A 21,883-nucleotide genomic window follows, 5' to 3' on the forward strand; every position below is an offset into this window, starting at 1 on the left:
AGGATAACTATGGTAAAATAAGACCATGGAGTTTTTTAAGTGTAGATTAATAAGCTGAGGAAACTAAAATTTATTTAACACAATTAGGAGGAAGAGATGAAAAAGATATTTACACTGGTATTTGCAGTAGCCCTGCTGCTGGGATGCACAAGTAAGAAGGAAGAGACTGTAGACGAGAAGACTGGAATTAATTTAATAGAGGTATCCCAGTTAGCTGAGGATATGAAGAAGGATAACACTGTAGTAGTGGATGCAAGAAGCTACGATGAGTACAATGGATGGGATATAGATGGCAGCGGAGTAGAGGGACACATCCCAGGAGCCCTAAGTGTTCCAAGATCAGCGGTGAATGAAAAGAACCTTGATGCTATCCTTAAAAGAAAGGAAGTAAGTAGCGAGGACAGTATCGTTCTCTATGGAGGAGAGGCTTCAGAGCTTGCTCAGCTTATGGAGGAGAAGGGATACAGCGTAAGCCTTCTTGACGGTGGAGCTAAAGCCTGGGCTGAAGCAGGAAATACTCTGGATTTTCTACAAAATAAGAGTATGATAGTTCCTGTTAGCTGGGTAAAGGATCTTATGGAGGGAAAGGAAGTAAGCGACTACGACGGAAGACCAGTGAAGATAATAAATGCCGGATGGGATGAGACTGGAGAGGCTCATAAGAAGGGGCATATTCCAGGTTCATACTGGGCTCACCTTGGGTGGGTAGAGGAGGGACCTCTATGGAACAGGGTAAGCGATGAGAAGATAAAGGCTGAGATGGAGAGAATGGGAATTACCAAGGATACTCTTCTTCTACTTTACGGAAAGGACCAGACTCCTGCAGCAAGATTTGGAATAATAGCCAGATATATGGGAGTGGAGGATGTAAGACTTATAAATGGTGGACTCAAGGCATGGGAGGCAGCTGGTTACCCAATGGAGACTGAGTATGTAGAGCCTGAAGCTGTGGAGTACTTTGGTGCAGATAAGCCTATGAACCCTAATCTGATCATAGACCTTCCAGAGGCTGTAGAATACCTTAAGGACGGAGAGAGCGACCTTGTAAGTATCAGAAGCTGGAAGGAATATAAGGGAGAGACAAGCGGTTACGACTATATTAAGGCAAGAGGAAGGATCAAAGGATCCAAGTGGGGAATGGGTGGATCTGACCCGTGGCACCTAGAGGATTACAGAGCTATGGATGAAGCTCACATGAGACCATACACTGAGCTTGCTCAGATGTGGCAGGGGCTGAAGATAGATACTAAGCACAACCTTGCATTCTATTGTGGTACTGGATGGAGAGCAAGTGAGGTTTGGTTCTATGCTCAGGCTATGGGAGTAGACACTACCTCTATCTACGACGGTGGATGGAAGGAGTGGTCTACCACTGAGGAGACAAAGGATGCTTACCTCAGAGGGGAGCCAGAGAAGCTGAATGAGGAGAGCTTCTTAGACTAAAGAACTAAAGAAGATAAATAAGAGAGAATGAGTAGAGGCGCCTATAGGGCGCCTTTTTTATATATTTATAAATCTGACCTTGCATATACTTAACGTAAATAGTCTGCAATAGTTTCTTTATGAGAAATATTAAAGATAGAATAAGAGATTAAATTGAGTGAAAGTATAGGGGGAGGATGAGATGAAGAAGGGATTTACTCTAATAGAGCTAATGGTAACTATAGCAGTAATAGGAGTTTTGGCAGCTATAGCCATTCCAAGATTTTCTAATATTACCAAGGATGCTGAGATAGCTCAGATACAGGCCAACAGAAGAAATATAGAGACAGCACTGCACATGTATCTTGTAAAGGAAGATAAAAAAGTTGAAGACTTATTTCCATATGGAACTGCATCTAATGGGGAAACTGTGGTTATGAAAGCTGGGGATCTTGAAAAGTTTATTAAAGATTACCTGGGAGGTAAAGTTCCTTTTATTCCAGTGATTAAAGTTAATGGTATTGGGACTATAAAAGATAAAGATAAGATAGAAGAAATAATTGAGAAAGCTAACTTAAGAGGTTTTGGATGGATATTTATGAGGAGTGGAGAGGTATACCCTCTAGTTAAAGAGGAAAAGTATGGAATAAGGTTCGATGAATTTTAGTGTAAAGAAGTGTAAAGTGTGAAAAAAAGTATGATAAAGGTGGAGTAAGTTTTAAATTGTTGGAGTCTTGGGGCTCCTTTTTTAAATAAAATTAATTTCAATGGAATAAAAAATATTGTATAATACAATTAAATTTGAAGGTGATAAATTATTAACATAGATCTAGGAGGAATGTGATGCTAGGAAATTTAAGGGACCTTTTGGATAGAGAGGGTCGATTTAAGAGGGATATACTAAAGGGAAATTTTGGACTGGAAAAGGAAAATGTTAGGGTAGACAGGGAGGGGCACCTGGCTCTTACTCCCCACCCAAAGGAACTGGGGGATAAGAGTACCCATCCATATATAACTACAGATTTTTCCGAGAGTCAGATAGAGATGATAACTCCTCCCTTTAAAAATTTAGATGAGACCTACTACTTCATGGAAAATATCCACGATATAGTGTCTGGAAGCATAGGGGAGGAGCTTCTGTGGCCCCAGAGTATTCCACCAGCTCTTCCAGAGGAGGAGCACATTCCCATAGCCAGATATGACGGGAGTAAGAAGGGAATAGAGGCTGAGGAGTACCGTGAGATGCTGGCTGAAAAGTACGGGAAGAAGAAGCAGCTAATCTCTGGTATCCACTACAACTTCTCCTTTGAGGATGAGTTCCTAAGAAGGGTTCAGGTACAGTTGGGGGATACCCGTGAATTTAAGGATTTCAAGGACGATATCTACCTGAAGATGGCCAGAAACCTCCTGAGATATAACTGGCTTCTGATATATATATTTGGTGCCAGCATTGGTAGCCATGAGAGCTACTCCCAGAAGTGTAACAGCTATATGAAGGCTGCCGGGGAGGGGACCTACTACTTCCCCCATGCAACATCCTTCAGAAACGGGCCATGTGGATACAAGAACCTAAAGGAGTATATGGTGTCCTACAACACAATCAGGGAGTATACTGCAGACCTGAGGAAGCTTATCGAGGTGGGAGAGATCTCTGGAGCTAAGGAGTACTACAGCTCTGTAAGGGTTAAGACCCTAGGTGAAGGGGATATCCTGGATAACCTGGATAAAAATGGAGTATCCTACCTGGAGCTGAGGTTTGTGGATCTCAATCCATTTAAGAAGATCGGAATAGAGAGGGAGACCCTCTACTTCCTTCACCTCTTCCTCATCTACTGTCTTGTAGCGGATGACAGAAGATATACAGAGGAGGCTAAGAGGGAGGATGAGTACAACACCACCCTTGTATCCTCTGCAGGACGTATGAAGAATACCCTTCTAATGAGAGACGGGGAGAAGGTAGATATAAAGCAGTGGAAGAGGGAGATCTTCAGCGAGGTAAGGGAGCTCCTGGAAACACTATCTCCAAAGGAGAAGATCTATGAGGAGGCTCTTAACAGGGTAGAGGTAAGGGCCATGGAAGATCCCCTCTCTAAAAAGCTTGTGGACAGGCTGGAGGATGAGGGATATATCAACTTCCATTTAGATAGAGCCAAGAAGTATTTAGAGGAGACAAGAGCCAAGGAGTATAACCTGAAATCCTATGAGGACCTTGAGCTCTCCACGCAGATCCTAATAAAGGAAGCCCTTAAAAGGGGAGTAAGGGTTGATATCCTGGACAGGAAGGAAAGCTTTATAGCTTTACACCAGGGAGATAGGACCGAGTATGTAAAGCAGGCCACTAAAACATCTCTGGATTCCTACAGTACAGTTCTTGTTATGGAAAACAAACTGGTGACCAAGAGGGTGCTGGATGAAAATAAGGTGAGAACCCCTCAGGGGAGGAGCTACACGGATATAGAGGAAGCTATGGATGACTTTGAGCTTTACAGCGGTGGAGGAATAGTAATCAAGCCCAACAACACCAACTTTGGTATTGGGATAACCATCTTCAAGAACGGAATAGATGAGGAGAGCTACAAAAAGGCTGTGGAGATCGCCTTCGGTCATGATTCAACCATCCTTATAGAGGAGTTTATCTCCGGTAAGGAGTACAGGTTCTTTGTAATAGGGGATGAGGTAGTGGGGATCCTTCACAGGGTACCTGCCAATGTCTGTGGTGATGGAAGGAGCAGTATCTCCGATCTTGTTTATGAAAAAAATAAGGATCCTCTGAGAGGCAAGGGGTATAAGACTCCTTTGGAGAAGATAAACCTCGGAGTAGCTGAGGAGATGTTCCTAAAGGGGCAGGACCTAGGCTTCGATTACATTCCTAGAGAGGGAGAGGTTATCTATCTTAGAGAAAACTCCAATATCAGTACAGGTGGTGACAGTATAGATTTTACAGATGAAATCCATCCAGAGTATAAGAGGATAGCTGTGGAAGCGGCAAAGGCTGTGAATGCTACTATCTGCGGAGTAGATATGATGCTGGACCAGATGGAGGAATTTGATGAGAGGGGATATGGAATAATTGAGCTGAACTTTAATCCAGCTATTCATATCCACTGCTACCCATATAGAGGGAAGAATAGGGGACTGGGGAAAAAGGTCCTGGATGAATTAGGATTTTAATGAAAATGAGCACCCTTAATGGGTGCTCATTTAAGTCTATCAGCAAATTATAAAAAAGGGCTAGTTAAAGAGCTGCTATAACAGAAACCTCAAATAGAAGGGTTTCTCTGGCCATCTTGGCCTCTACACAGGCTCTAGCAGGGGCGTGTCCCTCTGCAGTCCACTCCTCCCATACCTCATTCATATCTTTAAAGAGGTCCATATCTTTTATATATACAGTAGCCGATAATATTCTGCTCTTATGGCTTCCCACTTCAGCTAGAAGTTCATCCACCTTTTCCAGGGTGGTTTTTGTCTGCTCCTTAATTCCTACTGTTTCATCCTTTGGGACCTGACCGCATAGGTATACAGTGTTATTGTGAATTACTGCTCTGCTCATTCTCTTTCCACTATCATGTCTTTTAATTCCCACTTAATTCACTCCCTTATATTATTTATGTTACGATAAAAAATTACTGTAGATTACTGGAAATCGATCTTTTCCTCAGCCGCTTCAGATTCTCTCTTAGTAAACTTGCTTACAAGGATGAGAGAGATAAAAGAACTCACCAGACCGAAGAGTACATATGGTACACTTGTTTTTAGAGTCATCCCCACGATACATCCAAGGAATCCGCAGATCATACTGGCAATAGCTCCCTGAATAGTTAAAAAATCAGAATCCTTATAGAAATATCCTAAGAATATAGGTGCCAACAATACAGAAGCTGAGAAGGCATAGGTAAGAACCAAAAGTTTTAACGCCTGAGGGAATAAAACAGCTATAGCAACAGCAGCAGCAGTTACTCCCACAGCAAAAACTCTTGAAGTATGAAGACGCTTTTTTGAGTCCATAGAATCTGTACTGATTACTTTACCTAAGATGTCTGTAGTGAAGTTAACAACAACAGCGTGAATAGCACTATCGATAGTTGAAATAATAGTAGCTACAAGGAATCCTGAGTAGATAGCTAAAAACCATATTGGTAGCCTGTCAAGAAACCAAGCTGATGCCATTTCTGGCTGTAAATTAGGAGCCATACTTCTTATGGAGAATCCAAGATAGATTGCCCAGAATTCAGCAAATAAAATTAATAAACCACTGTAGATGAGGCTTTTTTTCGCATATTTTATATCTTTAATTGCTCCTATTCTTTGGTAGTATAGTTGATTAGTAAGTCCTCCTGGAAGGATTGCAAACATCCAGAGAAGGATTGTAGGCCACCCCACTGAAGTCATGCTTCCGGGAAAAGCCTTTATATCTGGAGGGATATTTGCAAATATATTGGAGACTCCTCCCCCCATATTAAATGCAAATACAAGGGAACCAATAGAAACTACGATCATAAGACAACTGAAGATAAAATCTGTCCATGCTACAGAGGCTAAACCTGCAGGAAGAACAAAAAGTAAGCTTATAATTGCAAAGATAATAATTAATATGACAGGTGATACTCCTAATAAGCTTGAAAATAACTTTGAAACAGCAACTAATTGTGTACAGATCCAGCCAAAGGGAACAATTATAGTAGCTAAAACAGCTGCCAAAGTAAGTCCTTTACTCTTTCCGTAAAATCTCTCTAAAATATCTGGGATAGTTGTAAATTCTTGACTTCTAAACCACTTAGCAAAAAAGCTGAGTATAAACATGACTCCCGATAAAAATAGACCGTAAGTAAGTGTTGCCCATCCACTACTATATCCCAGACCTACATGGGCTACCAGCATTCCTCCACCCATAACAGTGGCAAACTGAGAACCAACAGTAACATAGAGGGGAAGGGATCGTCCTCCTACATCCCAATCCTCACTGGTATTACACCTTTTTCCTATATATAGGGAAATTGCCCCACTTCCCAAAAGGACAATGGCTGTAGCTAAAACAATATAAAAAACTCGATTCACAAAAACACCTCCAATTAATTGTATTACGATTTAATGACCGCAGATGAATCAACGGTTTTTAGCAGGTAATTTTTCAAGAAGCTCATAGTTGTTTTGACTCTAAAATCTAAAAATGAATTATAAGGTGAAAAGTCAGGTTATGATTTTAATCTATTTGTTGAAACGATTTGGATTAAATCCTGACACATCCACAAAGGTTTCCCCGTGAAGGATGAGGTCTGATACCACCCTTCCAGTAACTGGAGCCAGAGCTATCCCGTCTCCCTCGTGACCAGCTGCCATGAAGAATCCCTCGATTCCTTCCGTCCATCCAATGAGGGGAAGGCCGTCTGGGGTGAAGGGCCTCATCCCTCCCATGGTTCTTATGATGCTCATATCCTTGAGCTTAGGGAAGTAACGGGCAGCATTTTTTACTACTTCGCTGATTCCCTCATAGGTAACACCCTTGTCATACCCCACAAACTCCCTTGTAGCTCCAAACATAATGTTTCCTTTAGGGGACTGGCTGAGAGCCAGACCTATTCCAAGCCTGGATACAACCTCTGGAGCATCCTTCAGAAGGTCTGGGTTGTGTTTTGCCATGATATACTTGGCAGAGAGAACTGGCATGTGTACAAAGTAATCTACCTCATCTGTAATACAGATCTGACCTCTTCTAGGTTTTATAGGGGCATCAAATCCAATCTTCTGGGCAAGGAGTGGAGCCCATACCCCTGCAGCATTTATAACTACTGGAGCGTGGTAGGTTCCGCTGTCTGTCTCCACTCCAGTTATCTTGCCATCCTCTAGAAGGATATCTTTAACCTCGGTACCGAGAACTATCTCAGCCCCCTCTCTCTTGGCAGCCTTGGCAAAGGCTACGTTAAGGGCAATGGGATCCACCTCTGCATCCATGGGACTATAGGTAGCTCCTATAATATCCTGAGCGATTCCCTCCTGGAGCTTGTTGATCTCCTCAAGGGAGATGATGGATACGTCCAGTCCTGTCTTTCTCTGTCTTTCAACAAACTCCTCCATGAGTTTCATCTCATCTTCATTTTCTATGAGGATAAGCCCCCCTAGCTGTCTGAAGTGGATTGGTTCTCCCAGCTCCTCCTCCAGGGTCTTATACATCTTTAAGCTTTCGAGGGCCAGGGCCAGGTGAACACCAGGCTTCTTAGACTGCATAAGTACCAGCTGGTCACTGGAACCAGAAGCTCCTCTGGCATGGTCATCCTTTTCTATGAGGGTAACCTTCTTACCATTTTTTGAGAGGTTATAGGCGATGGATGTACCGATAACTCCCCCTCCGATAACAATAATATCTGAATTCATACTACTCCTCCCCTAAAAATTCTTTTATTTTAGCTACTCTCACTGGAGGTCTAGAGGAACCAGGAAGGATATCCTCTGGAGCCTTCTTCTCAGCCAGCATCCTGGCAATTAATTTTCCACAGCTTCTTCCCTGACATAGTCCCATTCCAGCATGGGTTCTTACCTTTACTCCTGCAACGGTAGTTGCACCCTCCTCTATGGCCTTCTCCACATCTGCTACAGTGACCTCCTGGCATCTGCAGATAAATGTTTCGTGTTTGTCTCTGTTATCCATTTATACCCCCCCTGTAGATAGTTCTTACCTCCATAAGCTGTTCCTTGGGAATCTCCAGTGTTACAAGAGTTGTCCCATCATTCTTGGCAAGGTTTTTAATATCGTGAACTTTACCCATCCCTACATGCTCTCCAAACCTGTTTCCAGTGGGAGCCTCCTCTCCCTTTGCCGGCAGGGGAAGGTACTCATATGGAAACTCCACCAGGGATGTTGTGTCGCTGTAGTTCTTGTGTAGCTTGAAGATAGCAAGTCCAGGACACTTGGGAATGCAGATACCGCAACCTACACACTTATCCTCCATTAGCTTAGGGAGCTCTGTAATGGAGCTTCCGATCTCGATGGCTCCAAAGGGACATGATCCCTCACATGGGTTACACGGTATCTTCTGAACACACTCTATAGCTACTACCGGTCCCTTCTCTAATCTCTCCTCTGTGGGAATTCCAGGACAGGCTCTAAGCTCCTCATCTGAAGCTACTCCTGTATATTTAACGCCTCTATTCATTGTGACTCCTCCTAGATCTATTGATTTGTTCTGCCTTGGATAATCTTCTCTTCTCACCAAACTCTCCGTCTCTCAGGGTATTCAGTCTCTTCCACACCTCACCTTTAAGCTTAGCCGCTTCCTCTGAAGTGTATAGCCCCAGAGCTTCAGAAGCAGAGATACCTGCAAGCCTACCCTCCTCCATGGCGGAGCTTGCCTCCTCTACACCAGAGATATCCCCGGCAACATAGATACCATTCAGGCTGGCTTCCATATCTTCGTTGTGCTTTGGTACATGTCCTCCAAAGGATGGGATGTGGGTAAAGTCGCATCCAAGGGTCCAAGCCAACTCAGACATTGGTGTAAGACCTACAGCCAGACAGATGGTATCTACCTCCAGTACCTTCTCCTTTCCTGGAATAGGCTGGTAGCTGCTGTCTACCTCACATATCTCAACTTTTTCTACCTCTCCCTCTCCCATAGCTCTTGTAACTGTGTGAGATGTGTAGACAGGGACACCTCCCCTTCTTATCTTAGAGGCGTGTACTCCATAACCGCTGACATTTGGACCAGCTTCTACAAGGCCAACAACCTCTGCCCCAGCCTGCATGAGCTGATAGGATACGATGAGTCCAACATTTCCAGAACCGACCATGAGAACTCTCTTTCCAGGGAGAACCCTGTTAACGTTGATCATAGTCTGAGCAGCTCCCGCTCCCATTACTCCAGGAAGGTCTGAACCAGGGAATGCCAGAGAGTTTTCAGTGGCACCTGTAGCCAGGATAATCTTCTCTCCCCTTATCTTGTTCTGGACACCGTCCTTGGCATAGACAACTGTATTGTCCTCAAATACCCCGTATACTGGAGCATCCAGGATAACGTTCACACCCAGTTCCTCGGTCTCCTCTAGGAGCTTCTTTCCGATATCATATCCCCTTACCCCGGCAAGGTGCTCCTTGGATCCGAAGAACTTATGGATCTGCTTAAAGAGCTGACCACCAGGTTTCTTATTTTCATCTATAACTGTAACCCTGCCTCCAGCTCTAGCCACTTCTATACCAGCAGCCAGACCTGCAGGACCTCCTCCTACGATAACTACCTGAGATTCAACCATTATTTTTCCTCCTTGCCGTATCCAACCTGAGTTTCCACTGTCATTCCCTCTTTTACTTCAGTGACACAGGTTCTTACATTTGCCTGGCCATCCACTACCATTACACAGTCTGTACACCTTCCGATTCCACAGAAGATTCCCCTGTCTCTCTTGTACTTAGGTGTCTTTCTCATCTTTCTGATCCCGTGGCTCATAAGAGCTGCAGCAATGGTCTCCCCCTCTAGGGCACTGAGGGGAGTACCGTTGTAGTAGATAGTCACATACTTCCCCTCTGCTTCTCTTCCCAGTACGGGATGATCTTCAATTCTCATACTATACCTCCTATTTAAATTTCTATTAAGTCTAATTTAAGTTGAAACAGGTTTGCGTTAAGTTGAATTTAAGACAAGTATAGGTTCCTGAATTTGACTGAGGCAAGGTTTCAAAAAAATTAAAGTTTTTTAATCAAATTTTATGAAAAAACACCATCCTTTTTCTTCCTTTATTTAAAAGAGTTCTGGAGGAGGGTGTATATAAGCTGTCGATTTTGTTCTCCAGATTTAATACACTCCTCACAGATGAGGAGGGAAAATTTGGGATTATTTTAAAGTGAAAGTATAATAAAAAAGGGGAATGGAAAATGTTTATGGGGGAGAGAATCATGGGATGTAATGAGAATATATTGAAGATATTGAGGGGGAGCAGCAGACCGGTAGGGGCATCCTACATAAAGAGGGAGCTGAAGAAGTTTGGTGAGGAGGTAAGTGAGGCCACTATTGGAAGGATCCTTTTTTCTCTGGACAGTGAGGGATACAGCAGAAAGGAGGGATACAGGGGAAGGGTGATAACCTCCCTGGGGGGAGAATATCTGGATATCAAGGAGAGGGAGGAGCAGATAAGAAGGAGAAGTGAGATATTCCTAAGTGCTCTGGATATAAATGAGATAGATGAACTTCTTGAAGCCCTGGAAGCAAGGAAGGTAGTGGAGAGCCAGATTGCAAAGTATGCAGCAAGGAGGTGCAACCTTCAGGCAAAAAAGGATCTTCAGGTGATTATAGAGAGTCATGAGAGGAGGCTCAGGGGACTGACTACCTATCAGTATAATGTTCCCTTTCATAAGTATATAGCCTCCCTATGCAAAAACAGGATACTGGAACATATGCTCGAACTTGTAATAGATGATACCAGGTTTACTCCTATATTAAAGAGAGTAGAAAAGGGGCTTGGAGTTAAAACTCTGGAGGAGCATAAGGTTATAGCTCAAGCAGTGATAGAGAGGGATGAGACAGCTGCAGAGAAAGCCATGGCCAGGCATATTGAGAGCCTCATCGATCAGGTGAAGAAATATAGGTACACTCTATAAGAAGGAGGGATCATGTCCCTTCATTTTTTTAAAATTAAAGGCAATTCAATGAATACTTTTAAACAGCTGCAAAAAGGTGGTATAATGTAATTATATTTTATAGGGAGTTTCCATGGAAATTTACCTGGGGGAAGGAATGGAAGTCAGCTGAGAGAAGAGTGGATGAAAATAACGGATTTATATATAGGAGCGGATGTATGGAGATAATAAATGGAAATATGAAGGAGATCTTGGATAACCTCTATGACGGGGTGTACATTGTGGACAGGGACAGACGTATACGCTACTGGAACAAAGCTGCAGAGGAGCTTACAGACTATACCTCCAGGGAGCTGCTGGGGAGCTGCTGCAACGACAATATACTCAACCATGTGGATGAGACAGGGAACAAACTATGTACAGATGATTGCCCCCTTATCGAAGCAATTAACGGGGTGGATATAGATGAAACGAGGGTCTACTTCCACCATAGGAATGGCCACAGGGTTCCTACCCTTGTAAAGGCCATACCCTACAGAGACAGCAGAGGAGAGGTTGTGGGAGCCATAGAGATCTTCAGTGAAAACTCTGAACGTAAAAACATCCTCAAGAAGATAAAGGAGCTTGAGAAGCTGGCTATGTTGGATGAGCTTACTCAGGTGCCCAACAGAAGGTATATGGAAAATATCCTTGAGATGAAGTTAAATGAATACCGGATCAGTGGTGTGGAGTTTGGGGTGATCTTCATGGATATAGACTACTTTAAAAGGTTCAACGATGACTATGGTCATGGGGCAGGGGATCTAGTGTTAAAGACCATCTCCAGTACCTTCTCTAACAATCTCAGGGGAGATGATATCGTTGGAAGATGGGGAGGAGAGGAGTTTATAGGAGTCTTCTCCAGAATCGATGAAAGCGGCCTTAACAGGGTGGCTGAAAAGCTGAGAGTCCTTGCAGAAAATACCTCTGTAAAGATTGTTGAGGAGGAGCTGAGGGTTACAATATCCAGCGGAGCTACCCTGGTAGGGCCTGAGGATAGTGTAGATACCCTCATGGAGAGGGTGGATGAACTCCTCTATAGGAGTAAGAGGAATGGAAGGAATAGGGTTACTCTAGGATAATCCCTCTAAACTGAATAGCAAATACTTTAGACACTCTATGGAGTGTCTTTTTTATATAGTTCAGGAGATGATATTGAAAAAATCATAGCTGGAAAAGGTGGATAAAGTTAAGTATAACTCGGTTTGGGGGAGGGGAGTCAGATAGAGTGAGTAGAGGTTGGTTGAAACAACGGTTAATAAAGTGGAAGATTTTCTAGAGGAGAGAAGAACCTTTCTATTGCTTCCTAGGGGGAGGTGGACTATAGTTGGGGGAGTTTCTTTGTCTGGAGGTATTGAATTGAGTATAAGATTTTATAGAAGTATGCTGGGAATTGCCATTCCTGTGGCTCTGCAGAATATAGTGTCCTCTTCTGTAAACCTGCTGGATACCTTTATGATAGGTCAGCTGGGAGAGGTGGAGATAGCGGGGGTGGGAATTGCCAACCGGATCTTTTTTGTTATGGCTCTCATATTATTCGGGATAAACAGCGGATCGGGGATATTCTACTCACAGTTTTGGGGAAGAAGGGATGGGGCAAATCTGAAGAAGATACTTGGCCTTACTCTGGGGATGGGAGTGGTGGTGAGTGGTGTCTTCTTCCTCCTGGCTTTTATCTTTCCGGAGTTCCTAATAGGCCTTTATTCCAGAGATCTAAAGGTAGTAGAGGCGGGAGCTGGTTACCTCAGAATAGTTTCCCTGGGATATGTCGTCACATCGGTATCCTTTGCCCTCTCCATGGCTCTCAGGAGTATAGGGGTCACTACACCGAGCCTTGTGAACAGTGTTATATCCCTTCTGGTAAACTGCGGCCTCAACTACCTCTTGATCTTTGGAAAGTTAGGTTTTCCAGAAATGGGGGTACAGGGTGCAGCAATTGGAACCCTTGTGGCAAGGTTTGTGGAGGTCATCTTCTTTATAGGGGTGATCTATATAAGGAGGTATCCCCTTCTGGGGAGGTTTGAGGAGTACTGGAGATACAGCAGAAGATTTATTAGGAAGTATCTGGATACTGCCACTCCGGTTATGGTAAATGAACTCTTCTGGGGAGTGGGGATGACCATCCATACTGTGGTTTTTGCCAGGATGGGGGTAGAAACCATGGCAGCTCTTAATATGAGCAAGAGCCTGGAGGGGATTATCTATGTGGCATTTATAGGTCTATCAAGTGCCTCAGTAGTTCTTGTAGGGAGCAGTATAGGAAGAGGAGATACAGAGGAGGCACTGGAAGCGGGAAAGAGGATATTTAAAGCTACCCTCATACTTGGAGGATTGAACTGTCTAATAGTTCTTTCGGTGATAGAGGTATTTTTAAGCTACTACAATGTCAGCCTGGAAGTTAAGGAGATATCCAGAGCTATGCTCAGGTACTACAGTGTGTTGTGTGCCCTGAGGGGAAGTGCCACAGTTTGCCTTACTGGAATTATGAGATCTGGAGGGGACACCAAGTTTGGCATGTGGGCCGATCTTTTGACCCTTTGGGGCCTCAGTGTTCCCCTGACTGTCTATGGAGGGCTCTATCTGGGCCTTTCTCCAAGGGTAGTCTACCTTCTTTCCAAGACAGATGTAGTGGCAAAGTTTATTATAGGAAGTAGAAGGCTCTACTCTGGCAGGTGGATAAAAAACCTTGTGGAGGATCTTGAGTAGGGGTGATATAAAATTAAGAATAAGATACAGTGGAAGGATCTCTCTGAGGAGAGATCCTTCTATCAGATAATTTTATAAGCTAATCAAAATATCTAGTTGATAAAGTTAATTGTGAAATAAAATTACTAGAAAAAAAGACAGAAGTTAACGCAGTGGAAGGAAGAAAAATAAAAAAATAAAATAAATTTTTTTTGAAGAAATATTTAAAAAAAATTAAAAAACACCTGAAGTAATACAATATAAAGGACCAAAAAAAATCACTGGACCTCTGGACCCCAATGAATTCAATGGAGATTACACCAATAGAATGTGAAAAAATTACATTGAACTTTTAGGGTATTTTTTGTTCTGAAATAATTCACTTTGTTTTTTTAAAAATATTTCAATATTTATGTTGACATTGTTTCAATAGTGAGGTAAAAATAATGGTGTAAGGAGCAAGTGCAGAAAAGTTCCTTACGAAAAATTTTTTACGGTTATTGAAACCGCTCCCAAAAGGATATGGGATTTTAAGTAAGAGGTGGAAGTTTTGAAGGTAATGATAATAACGAACAATTCAAATGTAGCAAAAGATTTTGCAGAAAACAATCAGATGGAGTATCTTGAAGAAAAGACCTACCTGGATGTTCTATACCTAGCAAGAGATTTAATTCACAAAAATCATACTTTATTGACTCACCCACTTTCTGGAAGTATCAAGCCAAATGAGACACCATTTAAAAGTCTGGCACTGTCTCTAGAAGCAAAGGAATTTGATATGCAGTCACTGGAAATAATAGAAAACGCAATTGCAACAACTGAGAAGCTATTAAATGACTGTAAGGTAAGGGAGTGGCCCGAGAGAATAATCAATGACTTTAAACTTATCGATTACAACTTAATAAGTAGCGGAATCGAAAGTATTAATCAGTTCAATTAAATCTTAAAAATAAAAAAAATCAAGGGGGGGACTGATGAGCAAGATTTACGACGTAATAATCATCGGTGGTGGTCCAGCAGGACTTTCAGCAGCACTGTACGCTTCAAGATCAAAGCTGTCTACACTAATCTTAGAGAAGACTAAGATGGGAGGACAGATCGTTACTACTGAAGAGGTAGCTAACTACCCAGGATCATTATTTGATGAGGGAGAGATGGAAACATCTGGACCTAAGCTTATCGGAAGAATGGTTCAGCAGGCTGAGCACTTTGGAGCTGAAAGAATCATGAAGGGTGTAGCAAATGTTGACTTTGCTGGAGAAGTAAAGAAGGTATACACAGAGGACGGAACAGAGTTCCAAGGTAAAACTGTAATTATTGCAACCGGTGCCTACTCTAGAAAGCTAGGAGTACCTGGTGAGAAGGAACTAACTGGTAAGGGAGTATCATACTGTGCAACTTGTGACGCAGACTTCTTTACAGACCTTGAGGTATTCTGTGTAGGTGCAGGATATGCAGCAGCTGAGGAAGCAATGTACCTTACTAAGTTCGCTAGAAAGGTAACTGTTGTAGCAAGAGAGCCTGAGTTCACTTGTGCAGCATCAATCGCAGAGCACGTTATGAACCATCCTCAAGTAGATGTGAAGTTTAACACTGAGATCACTGATATGAGAGGAGATGGAATTCTTGAGGGATGTACATTCAAGAACAACATCACTGGAGAAACTTGGGACTACGAAGCTGATGAGGAAGATGGAACATTCGGAATCTTCGTATTCATAGGATATATTCCAGCTACAGATGTATTCAAGGGACACATAGCTATGGATCAGTGGGGATACATTCCTACAGACGAGTTCATGGCAACAAACGTACCAGGAGTATACGCAGCAGGAGACCTTAGACCTAAGGAGTTAAGACAGGTAATCACAGCAGCGGCAGACGGTGCAGTAGCAGCAACAGCAGCTGAGAAGTACTTAGGGCAATTTGAGGAAACTACGCCCTATGTAGCCACAAACCTAGGTCAGGTAGTGGCAGATGAAGACGCTAAGTCAAAAACTTTGGATGCATAATCCGAATTAAAATATAGGAGGCATATCATGATTCAATTAGAAAAAGATACTTTTGAAGCAGAAGTGCTAAACAAGGAAGGACTAGTACTAGTGGACTTCTGGAGTGACGGGTGTGAGCCTTGTAAAGCTCTAATGCCACATGTAGTAGAACTATCTGAAGAGTTTGGTGACAAGATGACATTTGCAAAGCTGAACACAGCTAAGGCAAGAAGACTTGCTATAAAGCAAAAGGTACTTGGATTACCAACAGTAATTATCTACAAAAACGGAGAAAAGCTATCTGAGCTCACAAAGGACGATGCAACTAAGGAAAATATCAGAAAGATGATCGAAGAGGCTTTATAATAAAACCTTAACAGAAAAATAGGGGGGGACTAAATTGCGTTTAGAATTAGGTGAAATCAAAATCAATGACGTGCAATTTGGAGAAGTGTCTAAAGTAGAGAACGGAGTTCTTTATGTAAATGCTGACGAGATAAGAACATTAGTTCTTGAGGACGAGCACATTGCAGACGTTAAACTTGAAATTGCAAGACCAGGAGAATCAGTAAGAATTACACCTGTAAAGGATGTAATCGAGCCAAGAGTAAAAGTATCTGGAAGAGGGGGAATCTTCCCAGGTGTAAGAGCAAAAGTTGATACTGTAGGAGACGGAAGAACTCACGTACTAAAGGGAGCTGCTATCGTAACTTGTGGTAAGATCGTAGGTTTCCAAGAGGGAATCATCGACATGCAGGGACCAGGAGCAGACTTCACTCCATTCTCTAAGCTAAACAACCTTTGTATGGTAATCGAGCCTAAAGAAGGACTTAACCAGCCAGAGTATGAGGCAGCAGCTAGAATGGCAGGATTAAAAATAGCAGAGCACGTTGGAAAACTAGGAATGAACGTAGAGCCTGATCACGTTGAGGTTTATGAAACTAAGCCACTTCTTGAGCAAGCAGCTGAGTATCCTGAGCTTCCAAAGGTAGGATATGTATACATGCTTCAAACTCAGGGACTACTTCACGATACATATGTATACGGAGTAGACGCTAAGAAGATCGTTCCAACAGTTCTTTACCCAACTGAGGTAATGGACGGAGCTATCCTAAGTGGAAACTGTGTATCAGCTTGTGACAAGAACACAACTTACCACCACCAGAACAACCCAATCATCAAGTCGCTTTACGCTAAGCACGGTAAGGAAATCAACTTCATGGGTGTAATCATCACAAATGAAAACGTATACCTTGCTGACAAGATGAGATCTTCAGACTGGACTGCAAAGTTCACTAAGTACCTAGGATTAGACGGTGCAATCGTATCTCAGGAAGGATTCGGAAACCCTGATACAGACCTAATCATGAACTGTAAGAAGATCGAAGGAGAAGGTGTTAAGACTGTAATCGTTACTGACGAGTATGCAGGAAGAGACGGAGCTTCTCAATCACTTGCAGACGCGGATAAATCAGCTGACGCTGTAGTAACTGGTGGAAACGCTAACGAAATGATCACTCTTCCTCCAATGGAAAAAGTAATTGGAATGTTAGACTACACTGATAAGATTGCAGGAGGATTCGCTGGATCCCTTAAGGAAGACGGATCTATCGAAGCAGAAATTCAGGTAATCACTGGAGCAACAAACGAGTTAGGATTCAACAAGCTTACAGCTAGAGGATACTAATTAAAGTTATCAGATAATAATTGAAGTATATAGTTTAGTAGTAAAAGAGATAGATAACCACGATCCAGCATAGGAGCCGATATAATAAAAAGTAGAAATACCATAGAAGCGGCCAGGAGATGAAGTGTGATAGTGGGAGATAGGAATATAACATAAAAAATAATACATTAAAAAAATAGAAAAAATTCAAGGAGGCAACCTAATGGGTATCTTAGATAACAAAAAGGTAATCATTATCGGGGATAGAGATGGTATTCCTGGTGAAGCAATAAAAGAGTGTGTAGAAACAGTAAATACTGCTGAGGTAGTATTCGCATCAACTGAGTGTTTTGTCTGAACGGCAGCAGGAGCAATGGATTTAGAGAACCAAAAGAGAGTTAAGGCACTTGCAGAGGAGCACGGACCGGAGAATATTCTAGTATTATTCGGAGCAGCTGAAGCTGAGGCAGCAGGTTTAGCAGCAGAAACAGTAACAGTAGGAGATCCAACTTACGCTGGATGCCTAGCTGGAGTGGAGCTAGGACTAACTGTATTCCACGCAGTTGAGCCTGAGTTCAAATCTGAAGTAAACGCAGATGTTTACGATGAGCAAATCGGAATGATGGAGATGGTTCTTGATGTAGAAGAGATCATTTCTGAGATGAACGAGATCAGAGGAGACAACTGTAAATACCTTTAATTTGAAGCTTACTTCAAATTAAAAACTCTAATCAAAACTTAAATACTTAGGATCTACGGTGTAGATAATGAAGCCTAGGTTGTGTTTTGAGTAAGTACCTTAACAACTAAGGTAGAAAGCAATAAGGCGGCTGACCTACTGCCAATAGGACGGAAGCTGGCAACAAAAATAAAACTCTTAAAAAAAACTCTAAAAATCCAAAGAATCCAATTGAACCTAGGTTAGGTTCAAGCCAATTAATAAAAAAATCCGGGAGCGAGTGAGCTCCCACCTATTGAAAGATATAAAAAAACTAACTAATTATATTAGAAGGGGGGGATACCTCTATATAGTCAACTTAGACTATGAGGTGAGCTATGGCAAAATTAAAAGTTGTTCATTATATAAACCAATTCTTCGCTAATATTGGTGGAGAGGAAATGGCTCATGTTCCAGCTGAAAAGAGAGCAGGGCATGTTGGTCCAGGAATGGGACTACAAAAAGAATTTGGAGAGGAAGCTGAAATAGTAGCTACTATTATCTGTGGAGACTCTTACTTCAACGAAAACGTTGATGAAGCTTTAGAAAATATCCTTGCAATGGTTAAGGAAGAGGGTGCAGACCTATTTGTAGCAGGACCTGCATTTAACGCTGGTAGATACGGAGCAGCTTGTGGAACTGTGTGTGACGCAGTACAAGAGAAGCTTGGAATTCCTGTAGTAACAGCAATGTATGAGGAAAACCCTGGTGTAGATATGTTCAGAAAGAGCGTATATATGCTAGCAACTACAAATTCAGCAGCTGGAATGAGAAAAGCACTTCCTGTATTAGGAAAGTTTGCTCTTAAGTTAGCTAAGAATGAAACAATCGGATCTCCTGCAGTGGAAGGGTACCATGCAAGAGGAGTAAGAAGAAATATATTCGCTGAAGAAAATGGTGCTACAAGAGCAGCTGAGATGCTTGTAGCAAAGCTTAACGGAAGAGAGTTCGTTACTGAGTATCCAATGCCAGTATTCGACAACGTTGAGCCAGGAAAGGCTATCAAAGACCTTTCAAAAGCTAGAATCGCTCTAGTAACTTCTGGAGGAATCGTTCCATCTGGAAACCCTGACAGAATCGAATCTTCATCTGCATCTAAGTATGGACAGTATGAGATCGAGAACATGGGAGAGACTGCTCACGGTGGTTATGACCCAATCTACGCTAACGAGGATCCAAACAGAGTACTTCCTGTAGACGTACTTAAGGACCTTCAAGCTGAAGGGAAGATCGGATCGATCCACCCTTACTACTATACTACAACTGGTAACGGTACATCAGTAGCTAACTCTAAGGCGTTCGCAACTGAATTTGCTCAGAAGTTATTAGCTGACGGCGTTGACGCTGTTATCCTAACTTCTACATGAGGAACTTGTACTCGTTGCGGTGCAACGATGGTAAAAGCAATCGAAGCAACTGGTCTACCTGTAGTACACATTGCTACAGTAGTACCTATCTCACTAACTGTTGGAGCTAACAGAATCGTTCCAGCAATCGCAATCCCTCACCCACTAGGGAACCCTGCATTAGATGCAGCTGAGGAGAAAGCACTAAGAAGAAGCATCGTAGAAAAGTCTCTTGAGGCACTTACTACTGAAGTAACAGATCAGACAGTTTTCGAAAGATAAGAGAAAGTTTATAAGTGTATAAATTTTCAACTTAGTAAAAGAGTGGGGGCTGAGGACGGTGGGGAGTGTCCCACTCCCTCAGCTCTCTTTTACTATGAAGATACTAACCACCAATCTTCACCAATCTTCACTAATGGGTTTAGGTTAGTGGGGAGTGGTGTTAATTAGTGGCAAGGTTTAAAAGATTAGACTACTCATTAACAACTATAAATTTTTAAATGATTTTAAATAGGGGGAAAACAATGAATTATTCAGTTCTTAAAGGAGCTTCATACGCTCTTATTCACACACCTGACATGATACTACACAATGGTACTACTCAAACTACAGAAAAGCATGTAAATCCTGATTCAGAGTATCTAAAGAATATCAGAGACTCATACAGAACTTATGAGCAGGTAGTTAACTATGCTCCAAACCAGACATATATTGGAAACATTCACCCGCTAGAGTTAAAGGAGCTTGGAAAGGGCTGGGTAGATGTAGAAGTTGAAGGAAATAGATATGGTAAACTTGGAGAGATCATGCCTCAGGACGAGTTTATTGTTATGATAAAGGTAGCAGACGCATTTGGACTTGTTGAGTTAGAGAAGGAGTTCGTAGCAGACGTTAAGCCTAGATATGCAGCTCACGAGCTTACTACTGATGAGGAAGTAGCTTCAATCGGAGAGGGAATCGACAGAGACGAGATCGCAAGACTTGTAGCTGAAGAGCACGCAGAGGCTATCTACAACAACGACATCCTAATCGGATGCGTAAAGACAGCTCACGATATCGACGTAAACCTTAACGCACACGTAATGTATGAGAACCTTGTAGTAAAAGCTTCTGGAGTACTTGCATTCAAACACCTAATCAAGAGCCACAACCTAGATGTAAACACTGTTGAGTATGTAATCGAGTGTTCAGAGGAAGCTTGTGGAGACATGAACCAGAGAGGTGGAGGTAACTTCGCTAAGGCTATCGCAGAGGCTGTAGGAGCTACTAACGCAACTGGATCGGATACAAGAGGATTCTGTGCTGCACCAACTCACGCGCTTATTCAAGCTGCATCATTAGTTCAGGCTGGAACTTATGAGAACGTAGTAGTAGTAGCAGGAGGAGCAACAGCTAAGCTTGGAATGAACGGTAAGGACCACGTTAAGAAGGGACTTCCTATCCTAGAGGACGTACTTGGAGCATTTGCTGTACTAGTATCTAAGAACGACGGAGTTAGCCCAGTGCTAAGAACTGACCTTGTTGGAAGACACACAGTTGGAACTGGATCATCTCCTCAGGCAGTAATCACATCACTAATCACTAACCCGCTTGATAAAGCAGGACTTACAGTTAAAGATGTAGAGAGATACTCAGTAGAGATGCAAAACCCAGACATCACTAAGCCAGCTGGAGCTGGAGATGTACCTGAAGCTAACTACAAGATGATCGGAGCTCTTGGTGTTAAGAGAGGAGACCTTGAGAGAAAGGACCTTATGTCATTCATCGATCAGCACGGAATGCCAGGATGGGCACCAACTCAGGGACATATCCCATCAGGAGTACCATACCTTGGATTTGCTCAGAAGGACCTTACAGAGGGAGACGTTAACAGAGCAATGATCGTAGGAAAAGGATCTCTATTCCTAGGAAGAATGACTAACCTGTTTGACGGAGTATCTATCATCATCGAGAGAAACTCTGGAGAAATGAAGTCTAACTCATCTGTATCAAAAGAAGAAATCAACGGTATGATCGGAGAAGCAATGAGAAACTTTGCATCACACCTACTAGGAGAATAAGGAGGGGCAAAATGTCAAAAGAGATAAGAGAAATCATCGGAAATACATTCATGGACCTTGCAGATGCCCTTGAAACTGGTAGATTTGGAAGCAGAGTTAAGGTAGGATTAACTACTCTTGGAAGTGAGCACGGAGTAGATAACCTTGTAAAGGGAGCTGAAAAAGCTGCAAGAACTGCAGATTATGATATCGTATTAATCGGACCAAAGGTTGAAACTACTCTAGAGGTAGTGGAGGCTAATACAGAAGAGGAAGCGCACAAGAAGATGGAGGAGCTGCTAGACAGCAACTACATCGCAGGTTGTGTAACTATGCACTACAGCTTCCCAATCGGAGTATCTACAGTAGGAAGAGTAGTAACTCCAAGCTTTGGAAAGGATATGTTCATAGCTAC

The 21,883-nt window shown here is 42.5% G+C and carries 20 protein-coding genes and 1 pseudogene; 14 read left to right on the forward strand and 7 right to left on the reverse strand.

Annotated features, from left to right (window positions below; all coding sequences use genetic code 11):
• Positions 1-96 precede the first annotated feature (96 nt).
• The 3 genes from QMG11_RS11885 to gshAB all read left to right on the forward strand — a co-directional run bounded on the left by QMG11_RS11885 (position 97) and on the right by gshAB (position 4,593).
• Positions 97-1,443 carry a rhodanese-like domain-containing protein gene (locus tag QMG11_RS11885; RefSeq protein WP_281836219.1) on the forward strand — a complete coding sequence of 449 codons (1,347 nt, stop codon included), beginning with the start codon at positions 97-99 and terminating at the stop codon, positions 1,441-1,443.
• 181 nt (positions 1,444-1,624) lie between these two features.
• Positions 1,625-2,089, forward strand: a complete 465-nt coding sequence (locus tag QMG11_RS11890) for a type II secretion system protein (protein ID WP_281836220.1) — start codon at positions 1,625-1,627, stop codon at positions 2,087-2,089.
• A gap of 176 nt (positions 2,090-2,265) precedes the next feature.
• Positions 2,266-4,593 carry a bifunctional glutamate--cysteine ligase GshA/glutathione synthetase GshB gene (gshAB, locus tag QMG11_RS11895; protein WP_281836221.1) on the forward strand — a complete coding sequence of 776 codons (2,328 nt, stop codon included), beginning with the start codon at positions 2,266-2,268 and terminating at the stop codon, positions 4,591-4,593.
• Between the two features lie 64 nt (positions 4,594-4,657).
• On the opposite strand, the gene QMG11_RS11900 is transcribed toward gshAB, so the two are convergent.
• From QMG11_RS11900 to QMG11_RS11930, 7 genes are all read right to left on the reverse strand, one after another.
• Positions 4,658-5,005 carry a RidA family protein gene (locus QMG11_RS11900; RefSeq protein ID WP_281836222.1) on the reverse strand — a complete coding sequence of 116 codons (348 nt, stop codon included), beginning with the start codon at positions 5,003-5,005 and terminating at the stop codon, positions 4,658-4,660.
• A 50-nt stretch (positions 5,006-5,055) separates the two neighbouring features.
• Positions 5,056-6,477: a sodium:solute symporter family protein gene (locus tag QMG11_RS11905; protein WP_281836223.1), complete on the reverse strand. Its 1,422-nt coding sequence runs from the start codon at positions 6,475-6,477 to the stop codon at positions 5,056-5,058.
• 150 nt (positions 6,478-6,627) lie between these two features.
• Positions 6,628-7,791 (reverse strand): NAD(P)/FAD-dependent oxidoreductase, encoded by a 1,164-nt coding sequence (locus tag QMG11_RS11910; protein WP_281836224.1) that lies wholly within the window; start codon positions 7,789-7,791, stop codon positions 6,628-6,630.
• A gap of 1 nt (position 7,792) precedes the next feature.
• Complete coding sequence (locus tag QMG11_RS11915) at positions 7,793-8,065, reverse strand: (2Fe-2S)-binding protein (protein ID WP_281836225.1); 273 nt, start codon at positions 8,063-8,065, stop codon at positions 7,793-7,795.
• Complete coding sequence (locus QMG11_RS11920) at positions 8,058-8,570, reverse strand: 4Fe-4S binding protein (RefSeq protein WP_281836226.1); 513 nt, start codon at positions 8,568-8,570, stop codon at positions 8,058-8,060. The genes QMG11_RS11915 and QMG11_RS11920 overlap by 8 nt, the downstream gene beginning before the upstream one ends.
• Positions 8,563-9,663, reverse strand: coding sequence for an NAD(P)/FAD-dependent oxidoreductase (locus tag QMG11_RS11925; RefSeq protein ID WP_281836227.1), 1,101 nt, complete (start codon positions 9,661-9,663; stop codon positions 8,563-8,565). Before QMG11_RS11925 ends, QMG11_RS11920 begins: the two co-directional genes overlap by 8 nt.
• Positions 9,663-9,974, reverse strand: coding sequence for a (2Fe-2S)-binding protein (locus tag QMG11_RS11930; protein ID WP_281836228.1), 312 nt, complete (start codon positions 9,972-9,974; stop codon positions 9,663-9,665). Before QMG11_RS11930 ends, QMG11_RS11925 begins: the two co-directional genes overlap by 1 nt.
• Before the next feature lie 308 nt (positions 9,975-10,282).
• On the opposite strand from QMG11_RS11930, the gene QMG11_RS11935 reads away from it, so the two are divergent.
• From QMG11_RS11935 to QMG11_RS11985, 11 genes and pseudogenes are all read left to right on the forward strand, one after another.
• Positions 10,283-11,005, forward strand: a complete 723-nt coding sequence (locus tag QMG11_RS11935; RefSeq protein WP_281836229.1) for an FCD domain-containing protein — start codon at positions 10,283-10,285, stop codon at positions 11,003-11,005.
• Positions 11,006-11,202: 197 nt separating this feature from the next.
• Positions 11,203-12,105, forward strand: coding sequence for a sensor domain-containing diguanylate cyclase (locus QMG11_RS11940; protein ID WP_281836230.1), 903 nt, complete (start codon positions 11,203-11,205; stop codon positions 12,103-12,105).
• 277 nt (positions 12,106-12,382) lie between these two features.
• Positions 12,383-13,729: an MATE family efflux transporter gene (locus QMG11_RS11945; protein ID WP_281836231.1), complete on the forward strand. Its 1,347-nt coding sequence runs from the start codon at positions 12,383-12,385 to the stop codon at positions 13,727-13,729.
• 538 nt (positions 13,730-14,267) lie between these two features.
• On the forward strand, positions 14,268-14,648 hold the full coding sequence (locus QMG11_RS11950; protein WP_281836240.1) for a GrdX family protein: 381 nt from the start codon (positions 14,268-14,270) through the stop codon (positions 14,646-14,648).
• Positions 14,649-14,682: 34 nt separating this feature from the next.
• Positions 14,683-15,720 (forward strand): FAD-dependent oxidoreductase, encoded by a 1,038-nt coding sequence (locus QMG11_RS11955; protein ID WP_281836232.1) that lies wholly within the window; start codon positions 14,683-14,685, stop codon positions 15,718-15,720.
• Between the two features lie 27 nt (positions 15,721-15,747).
• Positions 15,748-16,065, forward strand: a complete 318-nt coding sequence (gene trxA / locus QMG11_RS11960) for a thioredoxin TrxA (protein ID WP_281836233.1) — start codon at positions 15,748-15,750, stop codon at positions 16,063-16,065.
• A 34-nt stretch (positions 16,066-16,099) separates the two neighbouring features.
• Complete coding sequence (locus QMG11_RS11965) at positions 16,100-17,386, forward strand: glycine/sarcosine/betaine reductase component B subunit (protein WP_281836234.1); 1,287 nt, start codon at positions 16,100-16,102, stop codon at positions 17,384-17,386.
• A gap of 202 nt (positions 17,387-17,588) precedes the next feature.
• Positions 17,589-18,065 carry a glycine/sarcosine/betaine reductase complex selenoprotein A gene (gene grdA, locus QMG11_RS11970; protein WP_281836235.1) on the forward strand — a complete coding sequence of 159 codons (477 nt, stop codon included), beginning with the start codon at positions 17,589-17,591 and terminating at the stop codon, positions 18,063-18,065.
• Between the two features lie 356 nt (positions 18,066-18,421).
• Positions 18,422-19,711, forward strand: coding sequence for a glycine reductase complex selenoprotein B (gene grdB / locus QMG11_RS11975; RefSeq protein WP_281836236.1), 1,290 nt, complete (start codon positions 18,422-18,424; stop codon positions 19,709-19,711).
• Positions 19,712-19,953: 242 nt separating this feature from the next.
• On the forward strand, positions 19,954-21,489 hold the full coding sequence (grdC, locus tag QMG11_RS11980) for a glycine/sarcosine/betaine reductase complex component C subunit beta (RefSeq protein WP_281836237.1): 1,536 nt from the start codon (positions 19,954-19,956) through the stop codon (positions 21,487-21,489).
• An 11-nt stretch (positions 21,490-21,500) separates the two neighbouring features.
• Positions 21,501-21,883: pseudogene (locus tag QMG11_RS11985) on the forward strand (glycine/sarcosine/betaine reductase complex component C subunit alpha); the annotation flags it as partial.

The sequence above is a fragment of the Propionigenium maris DSM 9537 genome (assembly GCF_027925155.1).
GTDB lineage: Bacteria > Fusobacteriota > Fusobacteriia > Fusobacteriales > Fusobacteriaceae > Propionigenium > Propionigenium maris.